Source organism: Halomarina salina (assembly GCF_023074835.1).
Lineage (GTDB): Archaea > Halobacteriota > Halobacteria > Halobacteriales > Haloarculaceae > Halomarina > Halomarina salina.
On sequence record NZ_JALLGW010000001.1, the window covers coordinates 2,056,127 to 2,071,611 of the forward strand.

Below are 15,485 nucleotides of genomic sequence, written 5' to 3' on the forward strand. Positions count from 1 at the left end.
TGGGTGGTGGTGTATCAGTCGGTCTCTCGGTCGGTCACAGGATGTAGAACAGCGGGAACAGGAACAGCCAGACGATGTCGACGAAGTGCCAGTAGAGGCCGAAGTACTCCACCGGTCGGTCGTCGTCGAGGTACGCGCCGTTCCACGCCCGGACGAGCATGTAGAGCACGATGAACAGGCCGACGATGACGTGTGCTGCGTGGAGGCCCGTCGTCAGGAAGTACGTCGACGTCTCGACGCTCGTCGAGAGCCACTCGCCCTCGTGGTACAGTTCGTACCACTCGATACCCTTGTTGCCGAGGAAGCCGAGGCCGAGCAGCAGCGTCACGAGCAGGCTGGCGACGAGACCGTTTCGACTCCCCTTCTGGGCGGCGACCATCGCCATCACCACGGCGAACGAACTCGTCAGCAGGATGTACGTGTTCATCAGCCCCGGGATGGGGTTGTGGGGGACTATGTGCCAGTCCGCCCAGCCGAACGCGACGCGGATGAACACGTACGATCCGATGAGCGCCCCGAACAGCACCACGTCCGAGGCGAGGAAGAACCACATCCCGAGCTTCGTGTTCTCGACCTTCGCGAACGGCCAGGACTCGCCGAACGGTCCCGAGGGACCGTGGAACGTCTCGCGGGCCATCCCGACGAGGGTGTACCCGCCCAGTAACCCGCCAGCGACCGCGAGTCCGGCGTAGGTCGTCCCGCCCGAGTTGATGCCCGAGAGGCCGAGCAGCACGAAGAACCCCGCGAGGGCGATACCGAACGGCCAGATGCTCGCGTGGCTCTCCGCGTGGTCGTCCGCGTGGCCCTCGATGGCGTGACCGTGTGCGGCGACGCCGCCGTCCGAGCGGGTGGCGGTGCCGGGACCGCCGTCCGCGGCGGCGACGCCGGAGGGTCGCGGTCCCGCCTCTTCGAGGAACTCGAGGCTCCCGCCGTCGTAGCTGGGCCGGCCGGGAAAGTTCTCCAGCGGCGGCGGCGAGGGAACGGCCCACTCCGCCGTCGAGACGTAGCGCCAGGGGTCGCCCGCCGCCTCCTCGCCGGTGGCGAGGCTGGAGTAGAGGTTGTAGAACATGACGAGGAACGACCCGCCGAGCAGGAACGCGCCGACGGTCGCCAGCTGGTGCCACGGGGTGAACCCGACCGGGTAGTCGAACACCCGGCGCGGCGTCTCCCAGGCGATGAACATCGGGAAGTAGAGCAGATTGAACCCGACGAAGAACAGCGCGAAGTGGACCTGTCCGAGGAACTCGTCGTACATCCTCCCGGTCATCTTCGGGTACCAGTAGTAGATGGCCCCGACGAGGGCGGTGACGCCCCCGACCATCACGTAGTGGAAGTGCGCGACGACCCAGTACGTCCCGCGGAACTCGAAGTCGAGCACCACCGCGCCGAGGAAGACGCCGGTGATGCCCCCGAGGATGAACAGCGCGAGCGCGCCGAAGGCGAACAGGAAGGGCGTCTTGAACCGGATACGCCCCTTGATGGTGGTGTAGATGAGCGCGAACACCATCAGGTCGAACGGCAGCGAGATGCCGATGGTGGTCGCCATGAACAGCGTCTTCACTGGCAGGTTGATGGCCGTCAGGAACATGTGGTGCATCCAGACGAGGAACGACTGGAGCGCCACGAGCACCATCGCCGCGATGAACCACTTCCGGCCGACGATGCGCCGCCCGGAGAACGTCTGGAATATCTCGGCCATCGCCCCCAGCGCCGGGAAGAAGACGATGTACACCTCCGGGTGCCCGAAGAACCAGAACAGGTGCGCCCAGAGCAGCGACCCGCCGGAGTCCGTCGCCGAGAAGTAGACCGTCCCGAGGATGCGGTCCGACGAGAGGATGAGGAGCGCCGCCAGCAACGCGGCGAAGGCGAACAGCATCATCCACACGGTCAGCAGGATGGTCCAGGTGAACAGCGGCATCCGCCGGAGGGTGAGGCCGGGCGCGCGCATCCGGTGGATGGTCGTCAGGAAGTTGACGCCGCCGACCGTGACAGAGGCGGTGAACATCAACAGCGCGAGCACCACCGTCGTCGCGCCGATGTTCGGCATGTAGATGGGGACGTTGAGCGGCGCGTACATCGTCCAGCCGCCCGAGAAGGTGCCGCCCTGGAAGAACGAGACGCCGAACAGCGCGCCCGAGAAGAGGTAGAGCCAGTACGACAGCGCGTTCAGCCGCGGGAACGCGAGGTCCTTCGCCCCGATCTGGAGCGGCACGACGTAGTTGGCGAACCCGAACGCCAGCGGCGAGAGGAACCAGAACACCATCAGCAGGCCGTGCGAGGAGACGGCCTGGTTGTACGCGGCGTCCGAGAGGATGGTGCCGCCCGGCTGGAGCAACTGGAGTCGGATGAGCAGGGCCAGCACCCCGCCGAAGACGAGGAAGAACAGCGACGTGACGAGGTAGAGGATGCCGACGTCCTTGTGGTTCGTCGTGACGAACCAGCGGCGGATGGACGACAGTGGCGGCAGGCCGTGTTCGTGGCTCGGGTCGCTCGTCGTCCGGTCGGCCACCGGCAGGTCGGCCGTGGCGTGGCCACCGTCCGTCTCGCGGCCACCGTCCGTCTCGCGGCCACCGTCCGTCTCGTGGCCGCCGTCCGTCTCCCTCGATGTGGTGTCGTCGCTCATGACCTGAGTTCCTCGCTCGTCGTTCTGGTCGCGATGCCGGCGAGGAGTGCGGTGGCGGTGCCCTCGGTCGGCGTTCCGCCGCCACCCCCGCCACTACCGTTTCCACCACCGGTTCCGCTGGCGTTCGCACTGGCGTTACTCTCGGTACCGTTTCCGCTCGCGTTGCCGCCGCTGGTGTTCGCGTACCACTTCTCGTACGCCGACGGCTCCATCACGACCACCTTCGCGTTCATCTCGGAGTGGCCCGCCCCGCAGAGCTCGTAGCAGTGCGCCTGGTACTCGCCCGGCTGGTCGGCGATGAACCACGTCCGGGTGGTCTGTCCCGGTATCGCGTCGGTCTTCGCCCGTAAGGCGGGTATCCCGAAGTTGTGGAACACGTCGTCGGAGGTGACGACCAGGGTGACGCGGGTGTCGGCCGGGACGACGAGGTCGAAACTCGACGCCCCGTTCGGGTAGACGAACTCCCACGAGAACTGTCGGCCGACGACCTGTACCTCGATATCGTCCTCGACTGGCGACGCGCTCGCCGGACTCTCGACGTACAGCAGCGTCCCGTAGGTCCAGGCGATGAGCGAGATGACGACGACGGCGCTCAACCCGAACGAGAGGAACAGCTTCCGTCCCTTCCCGCCGCCCGCCGGCAGCTCGCCGAGCATCGGGCGGTCGTCGTCCCCCTCGGCGGCGTGGTCGCCACTCGCCCGGTAGCGGTAGGCGTTGTACGCCATGTACCCGATGACGACGACGCCGACGAGCGTCCCGAGGACGATGAACACCCAGTAGATACTCTCGAAGACGTTCATCCGCGTCCCCTTCGGGATGAGGTCGTCGACCTGCACCAGCATCGGAACGACGTCACCTGCAGTCATCGAATCGCCCTGCAAGCGTTTTCGTTCCATCCTACTTAACTATGAGGTATGTTAGCAATAAGGCCGTGAATATCTTAACAACGATAACAAAATTCTGCGATAGCGTTAACAGTACTCGGAACAGTCTTCCGGTATGCCAGACCCGACGTCCGAGTTCGACGACCCGACGCTCGCAGAACAGGTCGAGGAGTACGACCGGCTGTTCGGTATCGTCGGCGACGGCGTCATCGGGGCGGCCGGTGGGCTGGCCGGGACGGCGTTGATGACGGGCGTACTGTTCGTCGCGGCCCAGGTCGGTGCGTTCTCCTTCGAGTCGTTCGCCTCGCTGGCGGACCCGCTCGGCCTCGGCGACGCCGCACAGCCCGTGCTCGTCGGCTACCTCATCTTCCTCGCCAACGGGATGGTGCCGTGGCCGCTCCTGTTCGCGGCGCTGATGGAGTACCTCCCCGGCGAACGGCCGCCGGTGAGCGGGATGTTCTTCGGTGGGGCGCTGTGGACCGGGTTCGTCCTCGGGTTCTACACCGGCTACACTGGGCTGACGCTCGCACTCTACCTCGGATTCACGTTCGTCGCCCACCTCGTCTACGGGCTCGGACTGGGGCTCGTCTTCGAGTACCTCGCGACCAGGCCCGACTCGCTGGTCTGAGCCGTCCGACGTGGTCTTCGATTCTTACGTTGTTAGAATAGCGAGTGGATCGATTCGGGCGCCGCCGACGTCGTGTCAGGGGGTGGTACGACTACGTGACGGGCCGTCGTTCGGGTCTATCGCTGTTCGAAGTCGCGGCGCATCGCGATCTCGAACCACGGACAGAGGCGTAGCTGGCGGTAGAAGCGGGGGTTCTCGTGGAGGTCCTCGTAGTCGACCCACAGCAGGCCCTCGACCTCGTCGGGGTCGCGGTCGATCTCGTCGTTCGAGAGCGTGCACTTGAGGACGGAGCAGACCTCCCACTCGACGCCCGCGTCGAGGTAGTAGCGCTTGTACTCGAACTTGTCCGTCACGCGGAGGTTGTCGTACTGGTCGGGCGTCACGCCGAGTTCGTCGGCCAGTCGCTCGCGGGTCGCCGCCTCCTGGCTCTGGTTCTGGTCGGGGTGGGAGGCGACGGTGCCGTCCCAGAACGTGTCCCAGAGGCGCTTGTTCGCCGCGCGCTGGGCGAGCAGGATGCGGTCGTCCTCGTCGAACACGAGGACCGTGAACGCTCGATGCCGGATGCCGTCACCGGTGTGCGCTTCGAGGCGGTTCTCCAGACCGACCTCGTTGTCGTCCGCGTCGACGGCGATGACGTCCTGCTCGGCGTTCTTGTGGGTCTCGTCGTCGCGTGCGCCGGACTCCTCGCGCTGTACGGCGTCGGGAGCGTCCTCTGTACTCATGCGCTACCCTCCGGGGACGCGTCTTATGGTAGCTTCGACTCCCGTCCTCAGCCGTCGGTACGGGCGACGTAGCTCTGCCCCACGGGCAGGCGGAGTAGCTGCTCGCGGGTCTCGACGGTGAGTTCTCGCGCCGCCACCATCTCGCCGTCCAGACTGAACGTCGCCGCCTCGTCGGACTCGACGGTCACCTCGGCGTGGCGGGTCCGTAGCCGCGAGAGACTCGCCGGGTCCCGGCCGAACAGTTCGAACAGCGCTCCACCGCTGACCAGGTCGATGGCGGGCCGTTTCTCGATGACGGTGACGTCGAGCAGTCCGTCCTCCACGTCCGCCGCCGCCCCCTCGTCGCCCGGGAACCCCCGCGCGTTCCCGAAGAGGACGAGGGCAGCGCTCCCCGACCACCCGTCGCCGCCCTCGACCGGTTCGATGGAGATGTCGAGACCGTCGTATGCGGCGAGTTGGCGGAGCGAGTTGGCCGCGTAGGCGAGGACGCCGTACTGCTTCTTCTGCTCGGGCGTCGTCTCGGCGCTCGCGTCGGCCGTCAGCCCGCAGATACAGGAGTTGAGGAACGGAATCGGCTCGCCGTCGTCGACGGTGACGGTCCCGAGGTCGATTGACCGGACCGGTCCCTCGGCCAGCACCTCGAACGCGTCTTCGATGCCCTCGATGCCCACGTTGTTGGCGAAGTTGTTGCCCGTGCCGCCTGGGACGACGCCGAACTCCACCTCCGGCAGCGCATCGGCCTGCCACAGTCCGCGGACGACGTGGTTGTACGTCCCGTCGCCGCCGCAGGCGACGACCCGGTCGGCGTGGTCGGCGGCCTCGCGTGCGATGTCGATACCGTCGCCCTCGTTCTCGGTCTCACGGACCGCGTAGCCGTACTGGTCGGCCAGTTCCCTGACGCGTGGGCCGTGCTCCCCGTCGCCGCTGATGGGGTTGAGGACGACGACCCGGTCGGCGTCGCGGTCGGAGGGGCTCTCGACCTGCATGTCGGTCGCGGCGTTCTGGTCCTCGGGCGGTACCATACCTCGATTGTAACGAGCGGAAGGACAAAGGCCTACACCTCGGTAGTGCAAGCCGTGTTCGCGCTCGACCTGCACACGCACACGCGATTCTTCCACGGCTTCCACTGCCGACCGACGCCGTACGACCCGGTCGGTGCGCGACTCCTCGGCCTCGTCGCCCGGCGTCGGGGCCTCGACGGTCTCGCGTTCACGAACCACGACTACTACGCGCCACAGAGCGCCGGACCGGTCTCACACGTGCCCGGTATCGAGGTGACGACGACCCGTGGCCACGTCCTCGTCGTCGGGCCGGACCCGCCGACGTTCACCAGACCCGAGCGGCTGGAACCCGAGGCGGTGGTCGAGATGGCCCACGACCGGGACTGTGCGGCCATCATCGCCCACCCGTACCGCAACTCGACGGTCCGGGAGGTCGACGCCGACTTCGACGCCATCGAGGTCAACGGGAAACACCCCCGGACGCAGAGCTGGGTCGAGCGACTGGCCGGGGAGTACGACCTCCCGTTGGTCGGCGGGAGCGACGCCCACTACCCGTTCGAGGTCGGTCGCGCGTTCACGCGCGTGGACGCGGACGAACTCACCCCCGAGAGCGTCGTCGACGCCATCCGAGGCGGCGACGTCGAACCCGTCGTCGGCGACTTCGTCACCGACCGTCTCGTCCGGAAGCTCTACCGACAGATACACCAGCAGAAAGAGCACCTCCAGCGACCCGCCTGGCTCGACACCGGCGGCGAGAGCGACCAGCCGACCCCCGGCGTCGGGAGCGCCCCCGACGAGGACTGAGGCGACGGCGGTCCCGCTCTGCGAGTTCCGACCGGCGCTCGACCGTCCAGCACCGGAAGAATTGCCACAACCTGCGGATTTCGTAGCGGCTCAGCCCAACTGCTCGTCCAGAATGAGTCGCGTCTTCGTCGAGATGACCTCCTCCTGCTCGCGGGCGCGCGTGATGAGGTCGTTGACCCCTCGCGTGTCCGCCGCGTCCACGATGAGCACGAGGTCCTCCTCGCCGCTCACCTGCCAGACGAAGTCGACGCTCTCCCACGTCGCCATGCGCTCGGAGATGCCCGCGGTGTCGACGGCCACGTCGACGCCGATCTCTATCATCGCCTTGACGTTCCCCGTGTGGGTGGCGACGGTGAACCGCTCGATGACGCCGTCGTCGACGAGTTTGTCCACGCGATTGCGCACGGTGCCCTCGCTCGTCCCCACCTCGTCGGCGATCTCGGTGTACGGCGTACGGGCGTCTCGGCGAAGCACGTCGAGGATGTCGCGGTCGAGTGCGTCCATGGAGGTGGGTACCTACCAACCGGCAACAGTTGACACTTACGAATTTCGTAATCACGCTTCGAAGGACAACACCTAAGAGGCCTTGCTGCTAGGTGATTCGTAACGATGGACGCCTACGTGGCAATGGAGGACGGACGTGTCGTCTCGGCGCGCGGACGTGCTCCCGGCCGGACACGTGGAGAACTGGTGTTCACGACCGCCTATACGGGCTACGAGGAGAGCCTCACCGACCCCTCCTACGAGGAACAGGTGCTCACCTTCTCGTACCCCCTCATCGGTAACTACGGCGTCCGAACCGAACGATTCGAGTCCGAGCGCGTCCACCCCACCGCCGCCGTCGCCCGCGAGTTCACCGACGACGTGGCCGACTGGCTGACCGAGGAGGGGATTCCGGCGCTCGACCACCTCGACACCCGCGACCTCGTCACCACCGTGCGCGACGAGGGCGCGATGAAGTGCGGCGTCGCCGTCGGCGAGGACGTCACGCCCGAGGACGCGCGCGAGGAACTCGCGAAGTGCGAGGGGATGAGCGACCACGTCGACATCGGCGACCAGGTGTCGGTGCGCCAGCGCGTCGTCTACAACGCCGGCGGCGACGGTCCCACCGTGGCCCTCGTCGACTGCGGCGTCAAGGGGAGCATCGTCTCCTCGCTCGTCGACCGCGGCGCGACCGTCTACCGCCTCCCGCACGACGCCGACCCGGAGGCCGTCGCCGAAGTGGACCCGGACGTGCTGTTCGTCTCGAACGGTCCCGGCGACCCGGAGAACTTCGAGGCGACCCAGGACATCGTCCGCGAGTTCGCGGGCGAGGTGCCGATGGCGGGCATCTGTCTCGGGCAGCAGATCGTCGCCAGCGCGCTCGGCGGCACGACCGAGAAGATGACGTTCGGCCACCGCGGCGTCAACCAGCCCGTCATGGACCTCGAATCGGGGCAGGTCGTCATGACGACCCAGAACCACGGCTACACGGTCGCCGACCCCGGTCCGCTCGACGTGACGCAGGTCAACGTCAACGACGACACGCCGGAGGGACTGGAGAGCGACGAACTCGACGTCCTCACGCGCCAGTACCACCCCGAGGCCAACCCCGGCCCCGAGGACACCCTCGGCTTCTTCGACGACGTGCTCGGCCTGGCGAACACCCGGACGCCGATGCTCGCGGACTGACCGTCCGACCGCAGGCCCGCTGCTTCTCGACCGTTCTTCGACCCCGCAGCGTCGCTACTCCTCCAGCGACCGCGCGACGGCCTCGACCGCCTCGACCGGGACGTCGTGGTCCGTCGCTATCTCCTCGGCGCGGGCGGCCGACAGCCGGCCGTCCCCTCGGCCGATGTCGCCGGACTGCCGACCGGTCGCGTCCGCCCGCCCGTGGTCGTGGCTGTGGACCGGGTCGAACGTCTCGTCGTTCACCTCCAGATTGACGGCGTCCCAGCGCGCGTAGTGGCCCATCGCGTCGAAGTACGCCTTCGTCGCGCGGCGCTCGTCGCGGTCGAACTCCGCCGTCAGCAGAGCTTCCTCGTTCAGGACGGGACCGGCCTTCACGACGCCCGCGGGGTTGACGAGCATGCTCCCGCCCGCCGCGAGGTCGTAGCCGAGTTCTCCCTCCTCGAACCCCTCCGGTTCCAGGTCGCCGAGGTACATCGAACAGGAGGCGACGAACGACTGCGTCTCGAAGGCGTACTCGCGGACCGCGGGGTAGATGTCGCAGGTGTCGGCGGCCTCGCTCGACTCGGCGCGAGCCTTGTCGCCGGGGTGGCCGTTCTGCGTCCAGAACCCGGGCCAGGTCGCGGCGTGGACCTCCTCGCCCATCGCACAGAGCGCCGCCTTCGAGAGCGTCATGTGGTTCTCGTAGCAGACGAGACCACCGAGCGTGCCGATATCGGTGTCGTGGGTGGCGAGGCTCGACGGGTCGCCACGGCCCCAGATGGTCCGCTCGCCGTGCGTCGGCATCAGTTTCCGGTGGCGACGCACCAGGTCGCCCGAACGGTCGAAGAAGAACAGCGAGTTGTACAGCGTCTCGCTCCCGCGGCGGTCGCTCCGCTCGTTCGCGCCGAGGACGACGTGACAGTCCGCGTCTTCGATGGCGTCGCCGAGTACCTCGACCGCCTCGTCTTCGACGTGCAGACTGTTCTTCTGGAGGTCGACCATCAACTCGGTCCAGCGCGGAATCGAGACCGACCCGCGCCAGTAGGGGTACCCCGGGAAGTACGTCTCCGGGAAGACCACGAGGTCCGCACCCGCGTCGCCCGCCCTCGCTATCCACTCGCAGGTCCGGTCGAGCGTCGCCTCCTTGTCGTGGTAGACGGGTTCGACCTGCGCCGCCGCGAGCGTGAACGACTCCTTCGGTTCGGTCTCCGGTCCGGTCGCGTGCATGACGTGAGATGTGTGGGCACGTCGCAAAAGCGTTCGCGCGACGCGGTACGCCGACGAGATCCTGCCCTCGCTCGTTCACGCGAGGACGCCGCGTGAACCGACAGAGTCGTGTCCCGAGTGAAATCTACGCCCCCGACCAGACAGGCCGCGTGTTCTCGGGCCCCGTGTGCAGCGGCTGCGTCCGGCAGCGCGAGTTCGACGCGGACACGAGTGCCTATCGCAATCGGTGGTCCGTCGCTCGACCGTGGTCGGGATACTGATTCAGGTGTGAGCCGAAACTGTCTCCCCGTCCTGGTGCTCGATGCACTCGTAGACGGCGTTCCTGAGTGCCACCTGTCGGGGGTCGTCAGTCAGGTGCAGGCCCATCCGGTTCGGGGTGTAGGCGAACCCCAGCCCCAGTTCGGGGTCCGCGAACCCGAACGACCCGCCCGCGCCGGGCGTGCCGAACGCGGCGTCCGACGTTCCGAACGGGAAGTCGGGAGACGGTTTCGAGTACCCCATCGCGTACGCCGTCTCGATGCCGATGACGATGTCCCTCGTCTCACCGGACGGTGGCACCGGGGGCGCAGTCAGTTCGGCGAACACGGACTCGGCGAGGCCCAGCGCCTCGCCGCCCGTCGCCAGCTCGCCGTACAGCCGAGCCATCGAGCGGGCGGTCCCGATACCGTTCGCCGAGGGAATCTCGACGGCGCGGAACGCACGACCGTTCAGGTCGGCCGGACGCCGCGTGTCGAGGACGTTCAGTGCCCGCCTCGTCACCGACCACGGGGTGAAGTACGACAGGACGAACCGGGGCGACATCGTCCGGAGGTTCCGAAGCATGTCCAGCGGCCCGAACGCGTCCAGTTCGGCGACGCGCTCGTCCGAGATCTCTTCGGGCAGCCCGATGTAGAACGCGAGTTCGAGCGGCTCCGCCACCTCCTCGGCGAAGAACCGGCCCAGCGTCCGCCCGTCGGTCCGGCGGAGCAGTTCGCTCGCGTACCAGCCCAGCGTGAACGCGTGGTACCCCTGACGGGTGCCGGGCCCCCAGTCGAGGTCCTCGTCCGCGAGCAGGTCCGAGAGGAACGCCGTGTCGGCGATCTGTTCGGGCGACAGACGCCCGTCGAGCGTCGCGACTCCCGCCTGGTGGTTCAGCAGCTGCCGGACCGTGACGTCGGCTTTCCCGCGCTTCGCGAACGCCGGCCAGTGGTCCGCGATACGGTCATCGAGGGCGAACAGCCCCCGGGAGAGTGCGACGGCGATGGCCGCCCCCGCCATCCCCTTCGTCCCGGAGGCCACGAGGACCATCGTCTCGGCCTCCCAGGGGTGTTCGCGGGCGGTGTCCCGGTGGCCACCCCAGAGGTCCACGACGGCCTCGCCGTGGCGGTAGACGGCGAGGGCCGCGCCGAGTTCGTCTCGGTCGTCGAAGTTCTCGGCGAACACCGCACGGACCGACTCGAAACCGGGCGCGACGGTACCGTGAATCGCTACGGTATCGGTACCCGGTGCCACAGTCGTCATCTCGCCGTCTCCGACCGACTCTCGACCGGTGCCGAGCGACCCGGCGTCATGCCGAGGCGGCGCGTCCGGGAAGCAATCGGGACGAGCTCCGTCACCTCGCCCAGCCCCTTCGGGGGCATGTCCCGGTAGAAGGTCTCGTAGTTGCCGTCCTCGACGAGGTAGATCTCGGCCCAGAACCCGACTTCCCCGTTCCGCAGGCTCTCGTCGACCCACTTCCAGGCGGGGACGTGCATGTCGTTCGGGTCGTGAGCGAACCGCTGGAGGTCCTCGAGCGACCGCCAGTACTGTATCGAACCACCGCCGCGGAGGCCCTGCAGGGCAGGCTGGTACCCGAGGAAGCCGCTGTCGGGGTCCGCCGCCAGCTCCTCGAACATCGCACCGATCTTCCGCCCCGCGAGAAACCACCTCCTGACGGCTCGGAGCTTGTTGAGCCGAAACCCGTTGATGTAGAGTACGAAGTCGCCGTCGGTCTCCGCAGCCATCCGGCCACTGATTACTCGTGCCATCTCCTCCTGTAGGCCCTCTGCAGACATAACCGTGACAGTCGACGTGTGGTCGTCGACGGCCCTGGTCGTCGTCGGCTGGGCCACTCTCGGCACGTTCGACGGACCAGCTACGACACTCCGTCGACGGACGGACGCTCCCGGCCCGACCACCGAGATGATCGACCGACGAAGGTGCGCTCGGGCCGAGTCGGCGACTCGTCTTCTGGACTCGGACCGTGATTACATGAGCGCACATCTAGAGTTATGGAATGGTAGGGAAACTGCTGAACTTTCGACCGAGCGTTAACATGCAGGGGGTATCTTTTTGTCCGTGGCAAGTGTTGCCAGTCGTGGTTCGCTCGTCCTGTTCGACGGGGGACGCGGACGGGAGAGAAGGTGGAAGCGGTTCCCGGGACGCTCCGGGCGAGTGAGCCCGGCCACGCGACAGCCATCGTGTGCCTCTGACAGCCCCGAACTGCTGTCGCGTGGCCCTCACCGACACCCGAAGAGTGGAGATGCTGTGTCGACGAGACGTCGAATCTCACACGACTGTCTGACGTTTCTACTATCGAAACGGTACGCGAGATCTCATCACCGCTGCGCTGTCAGTCGATTGTGGACTCACTCCTCACGGCTCGCGAACGGATGGGGGCGAGAGAGAAGGTGGAAGCGGTCCTCGGGACGCTCCGGGGCGAGTGAGTCCGGCCACGTAACGGGTGTGAGCCTCTGACAGCCCGACTCCTGTCGCGGGGCGTTCCCAGGGCGAGCCACCGGACCGAACGGTAACGAGGTCGTGTTTCCAGTGAACGATTCTCTGCGACGAGTTCGAGGCGGCGCGTCGGCGCCACCTCTCCGTCGAGAGGCTCGCCCTCTGTGTCCCTCACTGCCGGGACTCGACCCCGTGAGTCGAGTCTGGGTGATTCGGTCGGCGTTCTCACACTATCTGTCGAACGTTGTGCCCTCCACACTCCGGACAGGCGACGTTGGCCATGCTCGCCTCGGTCGATTCGAACGTACGTTGACAGTCGCGACAACTGTACGTATGCTCGGTCTCACCCTCCATGCCGATGGCCTGCTTCACCTGCCTGATGATGCTCATTGTCGAACCCCGTTCGTCAGTCGGTACCAATGGTCAATAAACTGTGAGTTCGTTGCACCGTTCCCAACGTTCGTAACTCTCTGGCTTCCGAGGTCTTACCACTGGAAGACTCCGGGCGAGTAGACGACTCGTGATAGACCCGCTCTCTGCGTCGCTCGTTCGGTACGAACGACGAATCTAACGCACGAGTGTTCCCTCGAAATGACACGATACCCGACACGAGTGGCAGAGAGTCCCAGTCTACGGACGCTGTTCGCGGGGACACAGATGACGCTGGTCGCTCTCGTGCTGTTCCTCGGGGGAACGTCCGGCTATCCCCTCGGAACCGGATTCCTCCTCCCTATCGCCGGACCCGTCGCCGTCGGCGTCACCCGATAGACCCACGCTCTCACACGACCGTTCCAACGCAGTGAGCGACCCATTACCCGTTACCGAACGCCGGGGACAGGGACCCCGGTGAACTCACTCGTCGGAACTCGCACCCGTGGTGTCCGTTCGCGGACTCGACCCGAGACTCTCGGCGTCCGTGACTCGGGGCGTGATGCGGCTGTCGTGGACGAGTTCGGTGAAGACGATGCGGACGAACTGGACCATCAGCACCATCAACAGCGGCCCCAGGAACAGCCCGTACCACCCGAACAGCGTCGTCCCGAGGATGTAGGCGAACACGGTGAGGCCGACGTGGATGGACTGCCCGGCGAGGTACGGCTGGACGAACGTCTGGGGGAAGAGGTCGAGAAACAGGAACGAGAAGAGGAGGAAGCCGACGGGGAAGACGAACGACGCCTCGCCCTGGGCTGCGAGCCAGAGGAGGTAGGCACCGACGGGGACGTAGACGAGCTTGCCGACGACCAGCGGCACCAGACTCGCGAGGCCGGTGAGCAACCCGAGTGCCGTCGGGAACGGGATGGTCAGCCCGGCTGGCGCGAGGAGGTTGAACCCGTTGTACGTGAACACGGAGAGGATGCCGACGGTGATCATCATCATCGTGTTCCCGAGGAACACCGATTCGAGGTCACGGTCGACCGCGGAGAGGTAGGCGTACGACACCGACCGCTCGTCGCCGACCGCCGAACGGAACCAGCCGGCGAGGCGGTGGTCGTCGCGCAACACGAAGAAGACGAACGCGAGCGCGACGAACAGCTGGACCAGTACGGCAGACAGCATCGAGAAGGCTGTCGCCCCGAACTGGAGCGCGTTGCGGTCTCGGAGCCGCGAGAGCAACTGTCGGGGGTCGCTCAAGAGCGACGAGACGTCGAGGTAGGGCTGCGCGAGCGACCTGAGGTGCTGGACCGACGCGAGATCGAGTTCCAGCACCAGCCGGGCGACGATGTACGCGATGAGCGCGACGAGCGGGAGTGCGACCAGCAACAGCGTCGACGTCGCGGCGAGTCCCGAGGAGTCGGTCAGCCGCCGGACCCGGCGGCTGACGGGCCGAACCGCGTAGTAGAGGAACAGTCCGAACACGAACGCACCGAGGAACCGCTGGACGGCGAGGTAGAGGAGCCCCACGAGGATCGCTCCGAGGAGCCACCACGCGAGCCGCGACTGGTCGAGGTCCGCGCTGATTCCTCTCATCGTTTCCTTCGGTCGTCTGGCGTTTCCGAAGCGGTTCCACCGCCCTCCCGACGCGACCGGGGGCCACCGTGCCGTCGGCAGTCGGACGACGAGTAGTGTGGCAACACGACGGTCACACCGCCGGGATGCCGATTGCCTCGAACGGGACCCGCGTGAACAGGGCCACGAGGTACATCGTGACGACGGCGATGAGCCACGCCGTGACGCCGGCGGGCACGGCAGTCACGATACCACCGTCGTACCGGAGGTACAACACGCCGATCCAGACGAGCAGCGCGACGAGCGCCCCCGCGAAGGGGGTGATGTCAGGTTCGTAGACGGCGAGTGCGTAGCTCACGACCGCCCACACCGCCGCGCTGAGAATCGTGGAGACGACGGCGTGGACGTACGTCGGATGTTGGTCGGAGACGAGGCGAATTCCCAGATAGTTCCCGACCCCTCCGACCAGGACGCTCACGACGAATATCAGCACCGTCCCCCACAGGATGGTCGTTCCGTCGAGCGTCGACTGGAGGAGCGACGAGATAGATAACACACGAACCGTTGACGCGGTGCCCGGAAAACGGTACGGCTTGTCCCTGTCCTGTCCGGTGAGGGGTGTGGCTTCCGCCGAGAACGAACGAGCGAGAGCGACCCGTTACGGATGTGTGAACGGGCTCTCGGTACTCCCCGTCAGGCGTCTCGCAGGTCCGACAGCACCCGCAGTCGAATCGCGCTCGCGGCCACCTCGTCGGCCCGCCTGACGAGTTCGGCTTCGAGCGTCGCGGGGTCGACGGCGGTACGCGAGGTGTGCGAGAGCACGACGTGCTGGAGTTCGACCGGGAGGCCCGCCGCCGCGACGACGTGGACCCCGTAGTAGGGGTGGCCCAGCAGGTCACCGACCGCCGTCTCGTCGTCGCCGTGGTACTCCGAGAGCTTCGAGACGTCGTGGACGAGCGCCCCTGCTACGACGAGGTCCATCGAGAGGTCCGGGTCACGGCGCTCGACGAGCGACTCCGCCAGCGCGATGGCACCCACCGTCACGTCCCGGACGTGTCCGACCAGGAACTCGTCGTCGATGCCGAGGTCCCGCTGGACCGGCGGGAACCACGGGACGGAGTCGAGTTCCTCGACCCCGTTCTCGGCCATCGCCGTCGCCCACGCCCGGACGACGCCAGCCCGGAGGTCGTCGTCCGCGATGCGGTCGAGTTGGGGGAACGCTTCGCGGACGGCGTCGCCGTGACGCTCGGTCGGTGACTCGCTCATGTACTCGACTGCGGTGGCTCCGCTCAAGAACCCTCGTCT

Annotated in this window: 16 protein-coding genes; 4 read left to right on the plus strand and 12 right to left on the minus strand. The window is 66.9% G+C overall.

The annotated features are described in order from the left end of the window. Positions 1-34 precede the first annotated feature (34 nt). Positions 35-2,623: a cbb3-type cytochrome c oxidase subunit I gene (locus MX571_RS10460; protein ID WP_247416331.1), complete on the minus strand. Its 2,589-nt coding sequence runs from the start codon at positions 2,621-2,623 to the stop codon at positions 35-37. Next, positions 2,620-3,489, minus strand: a complete 870-nt coding sequence (gene coxB, locus MX571_RS10465) for a cytochrome c oxidase subunit II (protein ID WP_438267240.1) — start codon at positions 3,487-3,489, stop codon at positions 2,620-2,622. Before coxB ends, MX571_RS10460 begins: the two co-directional genes overlap by 4 nt. Positions 3,490-3,622: 133 nt before the next feature. Between coxB and MX571_RS10470 the strand changes: the two genes are divergently transcribed. Next, the gene (locus tag MX571_RS10470; RefSeq protein WP_247416335.1) at positions 3,623-4,135 is read left to right on the plus strand and encodes a DUF6789 family protein; all 513 of its coding nucleotides are present in this window, start codon (positions 3,623-3,625) and stop codon (positions 4,133-4,135) included. Positions 4,136-4,251: 116 nt separating this feature from the next. On the opposite strand, the gene MX571_RS10475 is transcribed toward MX571_RS10470, so the two are convergent. Next, entirely contained in the window at positions 4,252-4,857 is a 606-nt protein-coding gene (locus MX571_RS10475; RefSeq protein WP_247416338.1) for an NUDIX hydrolase, read from the minus strand. Between the two features lie 47 nt (positions 4,858-4,904). Further along, a complete protein-coding gene (locus tag MX571_RS10480; RefSeq protein WP_247416340.1) occupies positions 4,905-5,879 on the minus strand; it encodes a diacylglycerol/lipid kinase family protein in 975 nt (324 codons plus the stop codon). Between the two features lie 54 nt (positions 5,880-5,933). On the opposite strand from MX571_RS10480, the gene MX571_RS10485 reads away from it, so the two are divergent. After that, positions 5,934-6,662, plus strand: a complete 729-nt coding sequence (locus MX571_RS10485) for a PHP-associated domain-containing protein (RefSeq protein ID WP_247418467.1) — start codon at positions 5,934-5,936, stop codon at positions 6,660-6,662. 90 nt (positions 6,663-6,752) lie between these two features. Here the strand turns inward: MX571_RS10485 and MX571_RS10490 are convergent, their stop codons facing one another. Then, complete coding sequence (locus MX571_RS10490) at positions 6,753-7,166, minus strand: Lrp/AsnC family transcriptional regulator (RefSeq protein ID WP_247416342.1); 414 nt, start codon at positions 7,164-7,166, stop codon at positions 6,753-6,755. Between the two features lie 105 nt (positions 7,167-7,271). Between MX571_RS10490 and carA the strand changes: the two genes are divergently transcribed. Then, positions 7,272-8,333 (plus strand): glutamine-hydrolyzing carbamoyl-phosphate synthase small subunit, encoded by a 1,062-nt coding sequence (gene carA, locus MX571_RS10495; protein ID WP_247416344.1) that lies wholly within the window; start codon positions 7,272-7,274, stop codon positions 8,331-8,333. 54 nt (positions 8,334-8,387) lie between these two features. Here the strand turns inward: carA and MX571_RS10500 are convergent, their stop codons facing one another. The 4 genes from MX571_RS10500 to MX571_RS10515 form a co-directional block, all read right to left on the minus strand. Continuing rightward, entirely contained in the window at positions 8,388-9,539 is a 1,152-nt protein-coding gene (locus MX571_RS10500) for a carbon-nitrogen hydrolase family protein (protein ID WP_247416346.1), read from the minus strand. A 261-nt stretch (positions 9,540-9,800) separates the two neighbouring features. Beyond that, positions 9,801-11,039 carry a serine hydrolase domain-containing protein gene (locus MX571_RS10505; RefSeq protein WP_247416348.1) on the minus strand — a complete coding sequence of 413 codons (1,239 nt, stop codon included), beginning with the start codon at positions 11,037-11,039 and terminating at the stop codon, positions 9,801-9,803. Then, complete coding sequence (locus MX571_RS10510; protein WP_247416350.1) at positions 11,036-11,545, minus strand: DUF4188 domain-containing protein; 510 nt, start codon at positions 11,543-11,545, stop codon at positions 11,036-11,038. The genes MX571_RS10505 and MX571_RS10510 overlap by 4 nt, the downstream gene beginning before the upstream one ends. A gap of 913 nt (positions 11,546-12,458) precedes the next feature. Further along, positions 12,459-12,623, minus strand: a complete 165-nt coding sequence (locus tag MX571_RS10515) for an FmdB family zinc ribbon protein (RefSeq protein WP_247416352.1) — start codon at positions 12,621-12,623, stop codon at positions 12,459-12,461. A gap of 222 nt (positions 12,624-12,845) precedes the next feature. Between MX571_RS10515 and MX571_RS10520 the strand changes: the two genes are divergently transcribed. Further along, complete coding sequence (locus tag MX571_RS10520; protein WP_247416354.1) at positions 12,846-13,001, plus strand: hypothetical protein; 156 nt, start codon at positions 12,846-12,848, stop codon at positions 12,999-13,001. An 84-nt stretch (positions 13,002-13,085) separates the two neighbouring features. Here MX571_RS10520 and MX571_RS10525 read toward each other — a convergent pair whose 3' ends face one another. The 3 genes from MX571_RS10525 to MX571_RS10535 all read right to left on the minus strand — a co-directional run bounded on the left by MX571_RS10525 (position 13,086) and on the right by MX571_RS10535 (position 15,446). Further along, positions 13,086-14,201 carry an AI-2E family transporter gene (locus MX571_RS10525; RefSeq protein ID WP_247416357.1) on the minus strand — a complete coding sequence of 372 codons (1,116 nt, stop codon included), beginning with the start codon at positions 14,199-14,201 and terminating at the stop codon, positions 13,086-13,088. 112 nt (positions 14,202-14,313) lie between these two features. Next, positions 14,314-14,736 carry a hypothetical protein gene (locus MX571_RS10530; RefSeq protein ID WP_247416360.1) on the minus strand — a complete coding sequence of 141 codons (423 nt, stop codon included), beginning with the start codon at positions 14,734-14,736 and terminating at the stop codon, positions 14,314-14,316. 137 nt (positions 14,737-14,873) lie between these two features. Next, positions 14,874-15,446: an HD domain-containing protein gene (locus tag MX571_RS10535; RefSeq protein WP_247416363.1), complete on the minus strand. Its 573-nt coding sequence runs from the start codon at positions 15,444-15,446 to the stop codon at positions 14,874-14,876. Positions 15,447-15,485 lie beyond the last annotated feature (39 nt).